14 protein-coding genes are annotated in these 16410 nt (G+C 40.7%); 7 read left to right on the forward strand and 7 right to left on the reverse strand.

Going from position 1 to position 16410, the window contains the following annotated elements:
• Positions 1 to 33 precede the first annotated feature (33 nt).
• Together ESA94_RS00075 and ESA94_RS00080 are read left to right on the forward strand one after the other, a co-directional pair.
• Positions 34 to 1056, forward strand: a complete 1023-nt coding sequence (locus ESA94_RS00075; protein WP_129128825.1) for a sensor histidine kinase — start codon at positions 34 to 36, stop codon at positions 1054 to 1056.
• Positions 1056 to 1778: a LytR/AlgR family response regulator transcription factor gene (locus ESA94_RS00080; RefSeq protein ID WP_129128826.1), complete on the forward strand. Its 723-nt coding sequence runs from the start codon at positions 1056 to 1058 to the stop codon at positions 1776 to 1778. Before ESA94_RS00075 ends, ESA94_RS00080 begins: the two co-directional genes overlap by 1 nt.
• Before the next feature lie 144 nt (positions 1779 to 1922).
• Here ESA94_RS00080 and ESA94_RS00085 read toward each other — a convergent pair whose 3' ends face one another.
• The 5 genes from ESA94_RS00085 to ESA94_RS00105 form a co-directional block, all read right to left on the reverse strand.
• The gene (locus ESA94_RS00085) at positions 1923 to 3209 is read right to left on the reverse strand and encodes an amidohydrolase (RefSeq protein ID WP_129128827.1); all 1287 of its coding nucleotides are present in this window, start codon (positions 3207 to 3209) and stop codon (positions 1923 to 1925) included.
• Between the two features lie 26 nt (positions 3210 to 3235).
• Complete coding sequence (locus ESA94_RS00090; RefSeq protein ID WP_129128828.1) at positions 3236 to 4750, reverse strand: serine hydrolase; 1515 nt, start codon at positions 4748 to 4750, stop codon at positions 3236 to 3238.
• 124 nt (positions 4751 to 4874) lie between these two features.
• On the reverse strand, positions 4875 to 5318 hold the full coding sequence (locus ESA94_RS00095; RefSeq protein WP_129128829.1) for a pyridoxamine 5'-phosphate oxidase family protein: 444 nt from the start codon (positions 5316 to 5318) through the stop codon (positions 4875 to 4877).
• Between the two features lie 87 nt (positions 5319 to 5405).
• Positions 5406 to 6953 carry an acyl-CoA mutase large subunit family protein gene (locus tag ESA94_RS00100; protein ID WP_129128830.1) on the reverse strand — a complete coding sequence of 516 codons (1548 nt, stop codon included), beginning with the start codon at positions 6951 to 6953 and terminating at the stop codon, positions 5406 to 5408.
• 23 nt (positions 6954 to 6976) lie between these two features.
• Positions 6977 to 7561, reverse strand: a complete 585-nt coding sequence (locus tag ESA94_RS00105; protein WP_129128831.1) for a DUF7935 family protein — start codon at positions 7559 to 7561, stop codon at positions 6977 to 6979.
• A 108-nt stretch (positions 7562 to 7669) separates the two neighbouring features.
• Between ESA94_RS00105 and ESA94_RS00110 the strand changes: the two genes are divergently transcribed.
• Together ESA94_RS00110 and ESA94_RS00115 are read left to right on the forward strand one after the other, a co-directional pair.
• The gene (locus ESA94_RS00110) at positions 7670 to 8008 is read left to right on the forward strand and encodes a HesB/IscA family protein (protein WP_129128832.1); all 339 of its coding nucleotides are present in this window, start codon (positions 7670 to 7672) and stop codon (positions 8006 to 8008) included.
• Positions 8009 to 8147: 139 nt separating this feature from the next.
• Positions 8148 to 9041 (forward strand): hypothetical protein, encoded by an 894-nt coding sequence (locus ESA94_RS00115; RefSeq protein ID WP_129128833.1) that lies wholly within the window; start codon positions 8148 to 8150, stop codon positions 9039 to 9041.
• Positions 9042 to 9104: 63 nt separating this feature from the next.
• Here ESA94_RS00115 and secDF read toward each other — a convergent pair whose 3' ends face one another.
• Complete coding sequence (secDF, locus tag ESA94_RS00120; RefSeq protein ID WP_129128834.1) at positions 9105 to 12119, reverse strand: protein translocase subunit SecDF; 3015 nt, start codon at positions 12117 to 12119, stop codon at positions 9105 to 9107.
• Between the two features lie 218 nt (positions 12120 to 12337).
• Between secDF and ESA94_RS00125 the strand changes: the two genes are divergently transcribed.
• The 3 genes from ESA94_RS00125 (at position 12338) to ESA94_RS00135 (ending at position 15540) form a co-directional block, all read left to right on the forward strand.
• A complete protein-coding gene (locus ESA94_RS00125; RefSeq protein WP_205755879.1) occupies positions 12338 to 13522 on the forward strand; it encodes a serine hydrolase in 1185 nt (394 codons plus the stop codon).
• Positions 13523 to 13535: 13 nt separating this feature from the next.
• Positions 13536 to 14288 (forward strand): DUF4397 domain-containing protein, encoded by a 753-nt coding sequence (locus ESA94_RS00130; protein WP_129128835.1) that lies wholly within the window; start codon positions 13536 to 13538, stop codon positions 14286 to 14288.
• A 61-nt stretch (positions 14289 to 14349) separates the two neighbouring features.
• A complete protein-coding gene (locus tag ESA94_RS00135) occupies positions 14350 to 15540 on the forward strand; it encodes a pyridoxal phosphate-dependent aminotransferase (RefSeq protein ID WP_129128836.1) in 1191 nt (396 codons plus the stop codon).
• Positions 15541 to 15589: 49 nt separating this feature from the next.
• On the opposite strand, the gene panB is transcribed toward ESA94_RS00135, so the two are convergent.
• A complete protein-coding gene (panB, locus tag ESA94_RS00140; protein ID WP_129128837.1) occupies positions 15590 to 16405 on the reverse strand; it encodes a 3-methyl-2-oxobutanoate hydroxymethyltransferase in 816 nt (271 codons plus the stop codon).
• Positions 16406 to 16410: the final 5 nt, after the last annotated feature.

Below are 16410 nucleotides of genomic sequence, written 5' to 3' on the forward strand. Positions count from 1 at the left end.
TAACAGGCAGATTTTGTACATTTATTTTGAGGTATGCACAACGCAAAATTCTTTTTGAAGTACAATCTGCATCATGTTGTTATCTGGATGCTCATTTTCGGTACATGGTTTATGCTCCGCTACGAAGATTATAGTCTGCCTGCAACCGCATTTAAAGTAACGCTTATTAAAGTGGTTGACCTCGCAGCGCTTGTATATTTCACCAATTATCTGCTTGTTCCAAAGTTGCTGTATAAAAAGCACTATGTACTATTTGCAGTTATTCTCATCTGCATTATTCTTTTGAGCAGTTATATAAAAATGAACATCATCGGCCGTGTTACCAATAATCCTGCCTTGCTCCATCTTTCAGGTAACTGGAAGGGCAGGGTATATGATAATGTAATACCGCATTTCTTTTTAGTGTTGGCAGGTGTTGCCTTTAAGCTGATGTTCGATTACACCGCCATGCAAACGAAAATGGCTGATATGGCAAAAGAAAAAGCTGAAGCTGAACTGGGTTTTCTGAAATCACAGATCAATCCGCATTTTCTGTTTAATTCCATCAACGCTGTTTATTTTTTAATTGATAAAGAAAACAAAGAAGCAAGAGAGGCACTGCATAAATTTTCAGAAATGTTGCGGTACCAGTTGTACGAAGCAGGGGATGATAAGATACCGATTGAAAAAGAAATTTCTTTTCTGAACGATTATGTGGCGCTGCAAAAGATCCGGAAAGATGAGCGTTATCTTGTTGACTTTTCCGCTGCACCCGAGGTAAAAGGATTTTCTATTGAACCCCTGCTGTTGGTTTCGTTTGTTGAAAATGCATTCAAGCATATTTCACATCACAGCAACGAAGCCAATTATGTAAAAGTAAAATTGTCGAAAGCAAACGGTGCGCTTGACTTTCTTGTGGAAAATTCAAAAGAAAACATAATTGTAACAGATAAGAACAGCGGCATCGGTTTACAAAATGTACAACGACGATTGGAACTACTTTATCCCGGTAAATACGATCTGTCAATTCAAAACGGGGCAGAAGTATATACTGTTCATCTTAAACTGCATGTATAATGTTGATAAAAGTTGCCATCATCGACGACGAACCGCTTGCCCGTAAAGGAATGAAAGAGTATGTGGCAGATGTGGACTTTCTGCAGCTGGTAGGTGAGTTCGATCATCCGTTGAAAGCGGCCGATCTCATCAGCAAAGGCGAAGTACAGTTGCTTTTGCTCGACATACAAATGCCAAAGATTACGGGCATTGATTTTTTTAAATCGCTGCAACAGGCGCCACCTGTAATTTTTACTACGGCTTATCCGCAGTATGCATTAGATGGTTTTGAACTGAATGCATTGGATTACCTGGTAAAGCCAATTTCTTTCGATCGTTTTTTGAAAGCAGCTATGAAAGCAAAAGAATACTACGAGCTGCGGCAACAAAATAAAGCTGTACCAACAGCAGAGCAACAAACCGATTTTTATATTAAAGCCGATAATCAGTTTGTACGTATTGCTTTTAATGATGTACAGTTTGTTGAAGCGCTGCAGAATTATGTTTGTATTTATACGGCTGAGAAAAAATATATCAGCTACCTTACCATGAAATCAGTGGAGGAATATTTACCTGCAGTTCAATTCATCAAGACACATAAATCGTTTATTGTAAATGCAGCAAAGATCGATGCGATTGAAGGAAATGAAATTCGTCTTTCTCAACACCGTATTCCCATCAGCCGCAGCGAAAAAGAAGAAGTGATGGAGTTATTGCTGAAGAATAAGTTTCTGAAACGGTAATAAGTATGCCATATCTATCTGGAATCGTAAGCTGTTTGTTGCTGTTGGTAGATATGGCATACTTGGTAAGAAACAGAAAGCGGATAGATACAGGTTCTAATCTGTACCCATCCGCTTCAATCAGTTCAATCAGTGTTTTTATTTTTATTTCTTCACTTTCCCGTAATCAAACACAATATTGCAGAAAGCTTTTACACCAACATCCAGCATGCTGTCATCAATTAAAAAGTCGGGTGTGTGATGACTTGTTGATTTAGCACCTTTAGGCATACCACCAAGATTAAAGAAAAATGCAGGAGCTTTTTCTCCGAAATAAGAAAAGTCTTCGGCACCTGTTGTCCAGGTTTCTTCCACTGTGTTTTCGTTGCCTGCAGCACGTTGCAACGAAGGCAATGTATTTGTAACAAGGGCAGGTGTGTTATACGTTACCAGTGTTTTGGTATCGATCACTACTTCGGCAGTTGCACCATACGCTTCAGCAATTGTTTTTGCAGTGTGCTTAATTTTTTCATGCACTTCTTTCTGCATCTTACTGTCGAGAGTGCGTATAGTGCCGCTGAAGGTTACTTCTTCGGGAATAATATTTTCACGAACGCCACCATTGAATTTTCCAACGGTAATTACAACAGGTGCTTTTGTTAAATCGGAGCTACGGCTTACAATGGTTTGCAAACCGTTGATGATTTGTGCAGAGATCATGATGGGATCAATACCCGTCCATGGTGCAGAGCCATGCGCTCCTTTACCTTTTACTTTAATGGTAAACCAATCGCTGCTGGCCATAAATGCACCGCTCTTATAAGTGATCTTACCAATTTCAGTATCGGCCGAAATATGCAAACCAAAAATGGCATCCACCTTTGGATTTTCCATTACACCTTCTTTTACCATTAGTGCAGCGCCACCTTCTTCTGTTCCGGGAGGACCTTCTTCAGCAGGTTGAAAAATAAACTTAACAGTACCGGGCACATCTTTTTTCATGGATGCTAAAACCTCTGCAGTACCCATCAGAATGGCCACATGCGTATCATGGCCGCATGCATGCATTACTGGTACCTGCTGGCCAAGATAATCCGCCATTACTGTTGATTTGTAAGGAACATTGGTACGTTCCAAAATCGGCAGCCCATCAATATCGGCACGCAATGCTACAACCGAACCAGGCTTGCCGCCTTTCAATATTGCAACAACACCTGTTTTTGCAACACCGGTTGTTACTTCAAGTCCAAGGCTTTTTAAATGTGCAGCAATGTATTCCATTGTTTTGTATTCACGGTTACCTAACTCGGGGTTTTGGTGAATATGCCTGCGCCATTCAATTACTTTTGGTAATAATGCTTTTGCTTTCTGATCGATGAGTTGCTGAATGTTTTGTGCTTTGCTGCTGATGCTTAACAGCAACAATGCAAATAGTGGGAACAATTTTCTCATGCTTGCTTATGTATTAAAATTTCAATTTAATTTTTTTTGAGAAACACATAACCGTCGTATTCTACAAAATCAGATGCTTTAATTTCAATGGCATTTACTTTTCCGTTGCGTAATTCAAAAGGCACTGCAAACTTTCCGTATGATGCGTGATTCCATGTAAGCAGGAAATTTTTATTATCAATGTATTCCAGTTTGCCTTTTAAATTTGGATGATGACTGAGCAGTACCGTTAATTCGTTATTCTCTTTTACAATCTGCATATCACCATACACGTGATTGTAATATGTACCCACGAAAGCATCTGCACTTACAGGTAAGGTAGGTTTTTTCTTTGCTCTTATTTCCCAGCCTTCAATTTTCGAATCGGTCATGGCTTTATTCTGTTCGTGAAACTGCATTTGAAATTTGCTGCGGTTTACATATGGAACACCCAGGTAAGCATCCATAATCTGGTAACGTAAAGCTTCGAAGAAATTCTGGTTATCGTTATTGGTTAAAATGCTGATGCCTAGTTTTTCTTCCGGAATGAAACATACATTGGTAACAAAACCAAATGCACCGCCTGTATGCCAGTACACTTGTCGTCCGTTATAATCGGTCATGTATTCACCTAAACCATATGCACGAAAATGCGAAGGATAGTAAGGCGATTTACGTGTACCGGTTAAAATATTTCCATCTCTTGTTTTTTGTAACACATCCCAGGGAATAACAACCTGTCCGTTTAATTTACCACTGTCTAATTGAAACAGCAACCATTTGCTGAGATCGTTTACACAACTTACCATACTTGTTGCCGGACCCAGATTATCAATTTCATCATAAGGCAAACGGCTCAACGGTCCAAATGAATTGGAGTAGGGCACTGCAACATTTGATTTACTGCCCATGCCTGCTGTGTTCATAAAAGTGTTGGTCATACCAACAGGATTTAAGATGCGTTCCTGTACAAACTGCTCCCATGTTTTTCCTGTAGTTTTTTGTAAAATTTCACCGGCAACCAAAAAGCCCGCATTACAATAACCATAGTTCTGACGAAATTCGCCTTCAGGTTTCAGCAAACGCATTTTCCAGATGATGGAATCTTTTGGCAGGTTGCTGTTCCAGAAAGTAAAATCGCCCTGGAAAGTTTTTGTACCTAAACGATGGCACAACATATCTTTTACCGTTGCCAGTTGTGTTGATGTTGAATCGTACAAGCGAAACCAGGGAATATATTTTGTTACTTTATCATCGAGCGATAATTTTTTTTCTTTTTCTGCCAATGCAAGACTGGTGCCTGTAAATAACTTGGAGTTAGATGCAATAATGAACAATGTGTTGCCATCAATTTTCTCCGGCTTTCCAACTTCACGCACACCGTAACCTTTAATAAAAACGATCTTACCATCTTTTACAATAGTAATAGCAAGGCCCGGAATATTCCAGTCTTTCATTCCACGTTCGATGTATTTATCGAGGCTGTCGGTTATAAAAGCAGGAGCTTGTTGAGCAGAAGCAGAGGTAGCAATAAATAGCAGCGCTGCAAATAAGTATTTCATTGAGCAGTTTGTTTAAAGGAAGATACAGAAAAATGAAAAACGACGGGTTGTTCCATCTTTATAAATTAGAAAGCAAAAAAAAGCAGTTGCAAATTGCAACTGCTTAACAAAAGATAGGGCTTGCTTATCGTTCCCACAAGGTTTTCTTTCCAAATACAAGTGTATTGTCTGTAAATTTTATTTTCGATAATTCAATGATCCAGATATCGCCACGGAAGATGCCCGCAACAGGATATTTTTTTAAATAAGCCTTCTTCGCTTTATCGCCAACACTGCCCTCTGCCTTACTGAAAATACCGGTAAACTGAACGCCCTTGGGTTTTACTTTAGTTACGTTGTCGGGCAATACAGTACCACCAACCTGGTTGTTTTGCAAAGCTTCTTCAATGTGCCTTGTATCGCTATCGCTTTTAAAAGCAAGCAGATTATCGCCGGGAACATATGCGTAATAGCAGGATGCACAGTAAGGTTGACCGTTAACAGATGTTGCAATGGTTACCACTGTTTGTTCATTCAGAAAAGTAACGATCTGCTCGGGCATTGCAGGAGAGTTGGTTGATGTATTCATATAAAATAATTTGGGCTAAAGTTGCATGAATATACAAACAAGGAGACTAATCTATATTAGTGTGTCAACTGATTGTTATATGCCGCCTTATTTATACTCTCCAAATACAGCTCTTAACTCATCCGAAATTTCGCCAAGTGTACATTTGTTTTCAACAGCTGTAATTACAGCGGGCATCAGGTTTTCGCCGCTTGCTGCTCGATCGTTAATTTCCTGCAGGCACTGATCTACTTTGCCCGGATCCCGATCGTTCTTCAACCGGTGAAGCTTTTCTGTTTGTATGGCACGGATGCTGTCATCAATTTTAAACACAGGTGTACTGTTTTCTTCCTGCACCTGAAATTTGTTTACACCAACAATAATCTTGGATCCGTTTTCAATATTACGCTGATACTCGTATGCACTTCTTGCAATTTCATCCTGTATAAAACCTTCTTCAATTGCACTTACGCTTCCGCCCATTACATCGATCTTCGAAATAAGATCCCATGCTTTTTGTTCTATTTCGCTGGTAAGCGCTTCTACATAATAACTGCCTGCCAGCGGATCAACCGTATCGGGTGCACCGCTTTCAAAGGCAACGATCTGTTGTGTACGCAAAGCAATGCGTGCAGCTTCTTCGGTAGGTAAACTCAGGGCTTCGTCATATCCATTGGTGTGCAACGATTGTGTACCACCTAACACAGCTGCCAATGTTTGAATGGTTACTCTTGAAATATTATTGAGTGGTTGTTGTGCAGTTAAAGTGCTTCCGCCGGTTTGTGTATGAAAACGCAGCATCATAGCTTTCGGATCGGTAGCACCCAGTTCTTTCATCATTTGTGCCCACATACGGCGTGCTGCACGGAATTTTGCAGCTTCTTCAAACAGGTTGTTATGCGAGTTGAAAAAGAAGGAGAGACGTTTGCCGAATACATTAATGTCTAATCCTTTTTCCAGGGCTGCTTTCACATAAGCTTTTCCGTTTGCCAATGTAAAAGCTATTTCCTGTACAGCTGTGCTGCCTGCTTCACGAATGTGATAACCGCTGATGGAAATCGTATTCCACTTTGGTAACTCATGGCTGCACCATTCGAAAATATCGGTAATAATGCGCATGCTTGGTTTAGGCGGATAGATATAAGTGCCTCTTGCAGCATACTCTTTCAGAATATCGTTTTGAATAGTGCCGGAAATTTTTTTCAGATCAGCACCCTGTTGTTTGGCTAATGCCACATAAAAGGAGAGAAGAATAAAACCTGTAGCATTAATGGTCATAGATGTTGAAACATCTTCGAGCTTAATACCGTTAAACAGCGTTTTAATGTCTTCAATACTGTCAATTGCAACACCCACTTTCCCAACTTCACCCTCTGCCAATGCATGATCACTATCGTAACCAATTTGTGTAGGCAGATCGAACGCAACACTTAAACCATTTACACCCTGCGATAATAAATAGTGATAGCGTTTGTTGCTTTCTTCAGCAGTAGAAAAACCGGCATACTGGCGCATGGTCCACAGTTTGCCCCTGTACATATCGGGCTGTACACCACGTGTAAACGGAAATTGTCCCGGTAGCTCCTGTTCACCGTCTGCGGTGTACAATGGCTTTACTTCAATGCCGGAGTCGGTGTAAAGTTTTTTTTCATCCATAGCAAGAATCGTTAAATATAAAATCAGCTCATCAGCTGTTTTGCTTCATGGTTAATGAGCGTGCTTACAATATTCTGCAGCGATACATGATCTTCATGCGAAAGCAGTTCAACAATCTTTTTACTCAGCTCTGTACCGGTTGCAGTTGCAGGAAGTGTTGATGCCAGCTCGTTAATGATAAACATGTTTTGTTCTTTCAGGTTCTTTACGCCATCCCATGTAGCCTGCGAAACATAAAGCTGCTGACTGATATTGTATTCAAACTCTGTTTTAATGCTTTGTACCATCAGGTTCTGCAATTCTGATGCTGAAAGCTGGTTAACAGGCAAGCGGCCTAACAGGTTGTTGAGACCAATGCGTTCGCAAAGGATCGTCATACGTTCATAAGCCTGTAATTGTAGGCGTACCATTTCGGGATTAGCTGCAGGTGCCTTCGGTTGCTGTGGGCGTACAGCCTGTTGCTGCTGTTGCAATACTTCCTGCTCAGCAGCTTCACGTTTGCGTTCTTCAAGTAATTCTTTTTTTCCTTTAATACGCAAATAAACAGCAAGAGTAATAAAAACAACGGCGGCTGCACCAAAAACGTAGTAGTAAATAGGTTCTAACATAAATAATAAGAGTTGCAACAAAAATAAGTGTTTGCAGCAGAAAACAAGTTGAGGGCTGGATTGATGGTTGTTGATTGTTTCAGTTGTAAATTTGCAAAAACACAAAGTATGGAAACAGTTAGCCAGGCCCCGGTTACTTTTACAACTTCTGCTATTGAAGAGTTGCAGCGTTTATATGCACAACAGGCAGAAGGAAAGTTTTTGCGTGTAGGTGTAAAAGGCGGTGGCTGCTCCGGTTTAAGTTATGTACTGGAGTTTGATGAGAAAAAGGAAAACGATGAATTGTATGTGATTGAAGGCATTTCCTGTGTAATGGAAAAAAGCCATGGCATGTATTTGTTTGGTATGGAAATTAACTGGGATAATGGATTAAACAATCGTGGTTTTACATTTACCAATCCCAACGCCAGCAAAACCTGTGGCTGTGGTACCAGTTTTGCGGTGTAAATAACTACAGCAAGATTTATTTTATTACTGCGGTCTTTGGCCGCAGTTTTTGTTTTTATACAGTCAGGACGTTAAATATACCATCTCAAGGGTATTGTACAGCAGTAGCAATGTTGGTAATTAGCTAAAAATTTATTGTATGAAACATAAGCTGTTATCGGCAGCGTTGCTATTGTTGTTAAGTACTGCTGCAACTGCACAAAAAAAGAAACCAGCTGCGGTTTCGGCCATTATGGGAACAGAATCTGCTGCGGAAGAAAAGAAAAATGAGAATAGTAACAATAGCGGAATAAAAACCGTTACAGCATCGCAGGTAATGAAAATTAAAATTCCGTCTGGGGGAGCAAATGCAGCTTCGGTTGTGTATAATCCTAAAACAAAAAAGTATTACGCTGCACAGGCGGGTAATATGAATTTCCCGTTGGTGATTTTTGATGAAGACGGAGCTGTTATTTCAGATCAGGAACAGACAACCATGATTGATGTGCGTGGGCTTTGGTACAATCCTAAAACCAAGGATATGGAGGGTAACGGATACAATGATAATGGTTGGTTTACATACGAAATGGGAAAGAACGGAATACCCGAAAAAGTAAAAGTTCAAAAGCAGGGGTTGAGCCAACCTGATGCAAACAGTGCAGGCGTTTTAAATACAAACGATAATGAAGTGTTGTTTCTTTCGGGATTGAATATCGTGTGCTACAATACCGATGGTACCGATAAGCGTAAAACCATTCAAATTCATTTTGGTGCAACAAGTGCGGCAGATGATACACAGTTGTCAATTGCAGATTTTGAAAATACCTATAACATCCGTTCTCTTATTTTCACCGGAACAAAAGGAGTTGAGATAGGGGTACTGAATGTTGCTAAAAAACAGGTTGAGTTGTACGATATCAAAACCGGTTATATGAAACAAACGATCAAAATTCCTGCTGAGTTTGCAATTGAAACCTATTTCAACTTTTCGTATGCGAATGGTATTTACTGGTTGTTCGATAAGAATGAACGTTACTGGTATGGTTACAGATAATGTAAAGGCATAAAAAAATCCCCGATCAAACCGATCGGGGATTTTTTTTATGCAGCTGCTTTATTAGCTGATGCTGTGTCTTGCTTTTGCAAGTGTTTTATCTTTTTCGGGTTCACCTAATGGTTTGTCTTTTGCAAAATCCATTAAGATCGGAGCTGCTACGAAAATTGAAGAATAAGTACCGGTTACAACACCAATCAACATTGCAAACGCAAAACCTCTTGTTACTTCACCACCAAAGATGAAGAGGATAAGAAGCGTGAGGAATACGGTTAATGATGTCATGATGGTACGTGCCAATGTATCGTTGATAGCTTTGTTAAGGATGGTTCCTTTATCCTGTCCAAACATCTTTGCACTGTATTCACGCACACGGTCGAATACAATTACCGTATCGTTCATCGAGAAACCGATAACCGTAAGAATAGCCGCAATAAAGTGCTGATCTATTTCGAGCGGGAACGGTACAATGTTGCGTAAGAAGGAGAACACGATCAATGTTACCAATACGTCGTGCATCAGGGCAATGATAGTACCAACAGAATAACGGTAATCACGGAAACGTACAAAGATGTACAATGTAATTGCCAGCAAACCGAGAATGGTTGCCCACAATGCACCTTTCTTCAAATCATCCGAAATGGTTGCCTGTACTGTTTGTGAACTTTGTTTATACTGTGTATCAAATTGCGCATAGGTAATACCTGAAGGCAGGAACGATTTCAAACCTTCAAACAGTTTTGCTTCAACCTGCGCATCTACTCCCTGGCCTTGTTTTTCAATCAGGTAATCAGTAGTAATGTTCAGTTGTTTGCTTGTACCAACCGTTTTAATGATCGGGAATTTGCCAAACTCTTTATTTAAAGCGTTTGCAACTTCTTCGTTATTCATTTCACGGTCGAACTTAACAGTATAGCTACGTCCACCACGGAATTCAACACCATAATCGAAACCGTTGAAGATAGCTGCAATACCAAGTAACAGTACAACCAATGAAATACCATAAGCTATTTTACGGTACTCAATGAATTTGTATGCTGCATGTTTAAAGATGCGGCGTGATACTGCTGTGAAATATTCGAAGTGACGTTTTTTGTTTGTCCAGAAATCGGTAATAAGGCGTGATACAAGGATACCGCAGAACAAGCTCAACAGAATACCGATGATCTGTGTTGTAGCGAAACCTTTTACAGGACCTAAACCAAAGTATAAAAGGATAAGTGCAGTTAAGAGGGTAGTAACGTGTGCATCCAATACCGGTGCAAGTGAACGTTTATAACCATCTTCAACAGCCATTTGGTAGCTCTTGCCTTTGGTGAGTTCTTCTTTAATACGCTCAAAGATGATTACGTTGGTATCAACCGCCATACCAATGGTTAACACCAAACCTGCAATACCTGCAGCAGTTAATGTTGCACCAAATGCACTCAATACACCAATGGTGAAGAGAAGGTTTAGGATCAACGCAATATTTGCAACCCAACCACCGGTGTTATAATACACCAGCATTAAGATGAAGATTACCGCAAATGAAATGATGAACGACATTGAACCGCCTTTCACCGCTTCTGCACCAAGTGTTGGACCAACTACCTGTTCTGCTACAATGTGTGCAGGAGCAGGTAATTTACCTGTACGTAATACGCTGGCAAGATCCTGTGCTTCCTGGATAGAGAAGTTACCGCTGATCTGCGAGATACCTCCGCTGATTGCACCGTTGTTAACACCGGGGGCAGAGTAAACGTAGTTATCAAGCGCAATAGCAATTGCATATTTGTTGCTGAAGGCGTCGCCGGTCATTTTTTCCCAAATGCTGGCACCCTTGCTGTTCATTTCCATTTGCACCTGTACTTCGTTGTTACGTTGGTCGAAGTCCTGGCGTGCATCGGTAATAAATTCACCAGACAGTTTTGGTTGATCTGTACCGGCTACGGTTTTAATTACATAAACTTCCAGTAAACTTTCGCCACGTGCATTTTTACCTGTTGGCTTCGCACCATACATAAAACGCATGGTTGAAGGGATAGATGCTTTTACAACATCGAGGTTAATGTAGTTGGAGAAAGTTGCTGTATCTGCCAAGCGGATCAAACCGATTGTAGCTGAACTGTAACCTTGTGCTGTACCGGTTACCTGCTGGCTGATGAGGGCCGTTACAGGTTGATCGCCTGCTGTTGCAGTTTTTGTTGTATCCTTAATGGCAACACCGTTGCTGTCAACTTTAGTAGAATCGGTAGTACCGCTTAAATATGCTTTTACTTTCGCATCCATCTGTTGCAGACTTTGTCCTACAACGGGGTCCTGGTTGCTGTATGTTTCCCAGAATTCGAGGTTGGCAGTTGCCTGTAAGAATTTACGTACACGAACAGGATCATCAATACCTGCCAGTTCTACGTTGATGATGCCTTTATTCTCATCGTAGCTAACATTAGGTTGTGCAACACCAAACTGATCGATACGTGCCATTAAGCGATCGTAAGTACGTTTAATCGCATCACGTGCTTCTACACGAATAGCATCTAAAACGGCAGTATTGCTTGCATCAATTTTAAGTGTTTTGTTTTTGCCACCTGCAAATAATGGAGCTAAACGTCCGTTGCCGGTTGCTTTGCTGTATTCTTCGCCAAAGAGTGTTACAAAATCAGCATCACTGTTTTCTTTACGTTGTGTTGCACTTGCAAGTGCATTTTTAAGCGTAACGTCTTTTGGATTGTTACTCATTGAACTGATCAAACCATCAAGTCCAACTTCAAGTGTTACGTTCATACCACCTTGAAGATCGAGACCAAGATTTAATTCCTGCTCAACTGCTTTCTGATACGTTAAATTGGGGTAGATCAAAGGAACATTCATGATCACTTTTTCCTTCAGGCTGTCAATGTATCTGCGGTAAACAGCGTTTACAGCAGAGTCTTTTGATTCTTTGGAAGCAGTACCAAAATTGTTCTTTACAAATTTCTCAGCTCTGGCTTTTTGTGTTTTCTCAAAATTGTTCACAATCCAGGTATAGCTTAACTGCCAAACCGAGATAATGATCAAAACAATCGCAAAAAACCTTACCAAACCTTTCAGTGCCATAGTAGATTAATAATTTGGGTTCTTTTTTTTAAGGAGGGCAAAGATAGGGGATTCGATGCGAAAGAGAACAGGCTCAAAATCACTGTTATCCACCGTTCTCAGCAGCTTTTGGCGTAAGGGTTTAAGTCTTATTTTTGAAGATGTTCAAAACTGTGTTCTCCGGTTGTGTACTTTTAGCCGTAACGGCTTTGCTCTGCGCCTGTAAACCCTCTAAAACTGTGGCATCCAACGAAAATTTCCTTGAAAGCCTGATGCAGGCAAACCCAACCGACTTTGCAGCAATACTTGATAACCGTGATTCGATGCGGGTACAGATCGTGTACACCCGGATAGACAGAGACAAGCAGAACCGTCCGCATTTTACCGATTACTTCTTCAATTATAAACACGCTGTTTATTTTTACCCAGCATCAACCGTAAAAATGCCGGTGGCTTTTCTTGCCATGGAAAAGGCGAATAAACTGGGTATTCCTCTTTTGTCAACAATGATCACAGAGAAAGGACAGGAAGGTTTATCGGCTGTGTACAATGATCCAACTACTGCCGATGGGCGACCCTCACTGGCGCATTATGTAAAAAAAATATTCCTGGTTAGTGATAACGATGCCAATAATCGTCTCTACGAATTTTTAGATCAGCAATACCTGCACGATCAGCTGAAAACTAAAGGTTATCCAGATGCACAGATTGTTCGCCGCCTTGCAATCGCAATGCCCGAAAGTCTGCACAGGATAACCAACCCTGTTCGGTTTCTTGATACTTCAGGTAAACTACTTTACGAACAGCCTTTGCAAAACAGCAACATGGAATATTTACAGCGGCACGATTTTTTAGGAAAGGGTTATATGAACGATAGCGAAGTGTTAGTAAATGAGCCGATGGATTTCAGCCGTAAAAACAGGGTCTATCTGTACGATTTACATAAAGTATTACGCAGTGTTTTGTTTCCTGCAGCTGTGCTCGAAAAAGAAAGGTTTGATTTAAAGCAGGAAGATTATCGCTTTCTTTATCAGTATATGAGTCAATTGCCATCGGAAACACGTTACCCCGAGTATGATACAAGTGCGTTTTATGATGCGTATTGTAAATTTTTATTGTTCGGAACACAAAAGCACAAATCCTTGCCTAAGCATATCCGCAGTTTTAACAAACCCGGTTGGTCGTATGGATTCTTAACCGATGTAGCTTACATCGTGGATTTTGAAAAGAATGTAGAGTTTATGCTAAGCGCAACAATTTACTGTAACAGCGATGGTATTCTTAACGATGATAAATACGATTACAATACTGTAGGCTTGCCGTTTCTTGAAAAACTCGGACAAACCATTTATGCTTACGAGGTAAAACGGAAGCGCAAACATCAACCCGATCTTTCTGTGTTTAAAGTAAACTACGATAAATAAATTTGCAGCCTCGATGAACAGAACAAGTATGAAAAAAGACCGTAAGCAACTGCTGCAACTGTTTTTGTTGCTGGGTGTGGTGAGCAGTTTATTTTATTCCTGCAAAAAAGATATGGTGAGGGGTGCGCAAATGCAGGTGCATGTGGTAAATGCATCGGTAGGATCGGGGAGTATTGAATTATTGCAAAATTTAAGATCCATTGGGTCGTTCAGTTATTTAACCGGACTTAGTGCGAATGCTGCGTATCGTAACGTCGATAGTGGGTTTAACGATTACAGGTTACGTTTAAGTAATACAGAACTGGCAAAATGGTTCTTTACAAACACCAGTGGCAGGTATTCGTTTTTCATCTGCGATACAGCAACCTCCTCCAAACTAAAATATTTTTTCCTTGAAGATGCGTTTGATACAACAGGCTTGGGAAAACAATCGAAAATACGTTTGGTGCATACAAGTCCAGATGCAGATGTGTTGGAACTGCTTACAACAAAACCAAGCAACCTGCTCGAAGATTCGGTGCTGGTAAGTGAAAGGGCGTATGATGGAAATGCAACCGCAACTGAGCTTGCCACAACTTCCACATTTCAGAATTTTTATGCCGATACAACCGTGTTCATCAAACTGCGAAAGAAAACAAGCGGAGCAATTTTGAAGCAGTACCAACTGCAGTTTACAAAAGGCGCTGTTTATTCCATTTTAGTGAAGGGCTATGCTGCTAAAACAGATGCTGATTCACTTTCGCTTTCAGTTATCAAACATAACTAACAACTAATAGCTGCAGATACGGTAACTTGCGCAAAACTTTCCTACTAATCAGAATACAAAAATGAAACTTTCATCCCTGTTGAGCAGGTTCAGCGAACCTGAAACGTTAAAAATGGCCAAGCTTGGCCGTGAGTTAAGAGCACAAGGTGTAGATGTAATTGATTTAAGCCTGGGCGAACCGGACTTCGATACACCCGAACACATTAAAACTGCTGCTAAGAAAGCGGTTGATGACAACTACAGTCACTACACACCTGTACCTGGTTATCTCGATGCCCGTGAAGCAGTTTGTGCTAAGTTGAAACGTGACAACAATCTTGATTACAAACCTGAGAATATCGTTTTATCAACAGGTGCCAAGCAAAGTCTGGCGAATGTAATTCTTGCAACAGTTGATCAGGGTGATGAAGTAATTATTCCTGCTCCGTTCTGGGTTACTTATTCTGAGCTGGTAAAGATTGCGGGAGGTATTCCTGTAATTCTTCCAACTAAAATGGAAAATAAGTACAAAATTTCTGCAGCCGAACTGGAAGCAGCTATCACTTCTAAAACAAGAGTATTCCTGTTCTCGTCTCCTTGTAATCCTTCAGGTTCGGTTTATAATTATGATGAGCTGAAGAGCCTTGCAGATGTATTTGCAAAGAATCCTGAAATTTTCATCATCTCTGATGAGATCTACGAATACATCAATTTTGTTGGTAAGCACGAAAGCATTGCGCAGTTTGATGCCATCAAAAACCAGGTGATCATTGTAAACGGTTTGAGTAAAGGTTATGCCATGACGGGTTACCGTTTGGGTTATATTGCTGCAAACGTAGATGTAGCTAAAGGTTGTGAGAAATTGCAAGGTCAGTTTACCAGTGGTACCAACGCTGTTACACAACGTGCAACTATCGATGCATTGGTTGGCGATCAAACACCAACACTGGAAATGACCAAAGAGTTCGAACGTCGTAAAAAACGTGTATTGGAACTGGTAAGCGAAGTTCCCGGTTGGAAATTGGCAGAACCTGATGGAGCGTTCTATGTATTTCCACAAGTGAGTGCATACTTTGGTAAGAGCGATGGTACAACTACCATTAACGATGCAGATGATCTTTGTATGTACCTGTTGAATGTAGCACACGTATCTACCGTTACAGGTCGTGCATTTGGTACACCGGATTGTATTCGTTTATCGTTTGCAAACAGCCTTCCGAAAATTGAAGAAGCGTACAAGCGTATTAAAACTGCGTTGGCAAAGTTGAACTAAGCTAAACAGCAGCCATAAAAGAAAAGGGAGCAATTGCTCCCTTTTTTATTTAATACGATTCATTTTCATTTGGAAAATCGCTGCTCTTAACATCGGTTATATATTGCTGTACTGCACCGGTTATCTGTTCGTGCATGTTCAGATACTGACGTAAGAACCTTGGCTTGAATTCGGTATTAATGCCCAGCATATCGTGCATTACCAACACCTGTCCGTCGCAATGATTACCTGCACCGATACCAATCGTAGGAATGTGCAGACTTTCACTCACTTCTTTTGCAAGATTTGCAGGAATTTTTTCAAGCACCATAGCAAAGCAACCTGCATCCTGTAAAAGCAATGCATCTTTTTTCAACTTGTTTGCTTCTTCTTCTTCTTTTGCACGAACAGTGTAGGTGCCGAATTTGTAAATCGATTGTGGAGTTAATCCCAAATGTCCCATTACAGGAATGCCGGCAGCCACAATACGTTTAATTGAATCGATTGCTTCTTCGCCGCCTTCAAGTTTAATGGCGTGTGCACCTGTTTCCTTCATAATGCGAATGGCAGAAGCAAGTGCGATATCGGAGTTAGATTGGTAGGTGCCAAAAGGCAGATCAACAACAACCAAACAACGATGAATGCCTCTTAATACCGATTGGGCATGATAGATCATCTGATCGAGTGTGATCGGCAGCGTCGTTTCATGCCCGGCCATTACATTACTTGCACTGTCGCCAACAAGGATCACATCAATTCCGGCTGCATCAAAAATGCGGGCAAAGGAATAATCGTAGGCCGTGATCATCGAGATCTTTTCGCCGTTCGATTTCATTTTCTGCAGCGTATTCGTGGTGATCCGTTTTACTTCTTTATTAACAGACATGTTTA

It is taken from the genome of Lacibacter luteus (assembly GCF_004118265.1).
Lineage (GTDB): Bacteria > Bacteroidota > Bacteroidia > Chitinophagales > Chitinophagaceae > Lacibacter > Lacibacter luteus.

Coding starts and splice junctions, on each gene's coding strand:
- ESA94_RS00110 (WP_129128832.1), top strand. CDS start 7,670: ATGGAAACAGTTAGCCAGGCCCCGGTTACTTTTACAACTTCTGCTATT.
- ESA94_RS00075 (WP_129128825.1), top strand. CDS start 34: ATGCACAACGCAAAATTCTTTTTGAAGTACAATCTGCATCATGTTGTT.
- ESA94_RS00080 (WP_129128826.1), top strand. CDS start 1,056: ATGTTGATAAAAGTTGCCATCATCGACGACGAACCGCTTGCCCGTAAA.
- secDF (WP_129128834.1), bottom strand. CDS start 12,119: ATGGCACTGAAAGGTTTGGTAAGGTTTTTTGCGATTGTTTTGATCATT.
- ESA94_RS00085 (WP_129128827.1), bottom strand. CDS start 3,209: ATGAGAAAATTGTTCCCACTATTTGCATTGTTGCTGTTAAGCATCAGC.
- ESA94_RS00115 (WP_129128833.1), top strand. CDS start 8,148: ATGAAACATAAGCTGTTATCGGCAGCGTTGCTATTGTTGTTAAGTACT.
- ESA94_RS00135 (WP_129128836.1), top strand. CDS start 14,350: ATGAAACTTTCATCCCTGTTGAGCAGGTTCAGCGAACCTGAAACGTTA.
- ESA94_RS00105 (WP_129128831.1), bottom strand. CDS start 7,561: ATGTTAGAACCTATTTACTACTACGTTTTTGGTGCAGCCGCCGTTGTT.
- panB (WP_129128837.1), bottom strand. CDS start 16,405: ATGTCTGTTAATAAAGAAGTAAAACGGATCACCACGAATACGCTGCAG.
- ESA94_RS00090 (WP_129128828.1), bottom strand. CDS start 4,750: ATGAAATACTTATTTGCAGCGCTGCTATTTATTGCTACCTCTGCTTCT.
- ESA94_RS00130 (WP_129128835.1), top strand. CDS start 13,536: ATGAACAGAACAAGTATGAAAAAAGACCGTAAGCAACTGCTGCAACTG.
- ESA94_RS00095 (WP_129128829.1), bottom strand. CDS start 5,318: ATGAATACATCAACCAACTCTCCTGCAATGCCCGAGCAGATCGTTACT.
- ESA94_RS00100 (WP_129128830.1), bottom strand. CDS start 6,953: ATGGATGAAAAAAAACTTTACACCGACTCCGGCATTGAAGTAAAGCCA.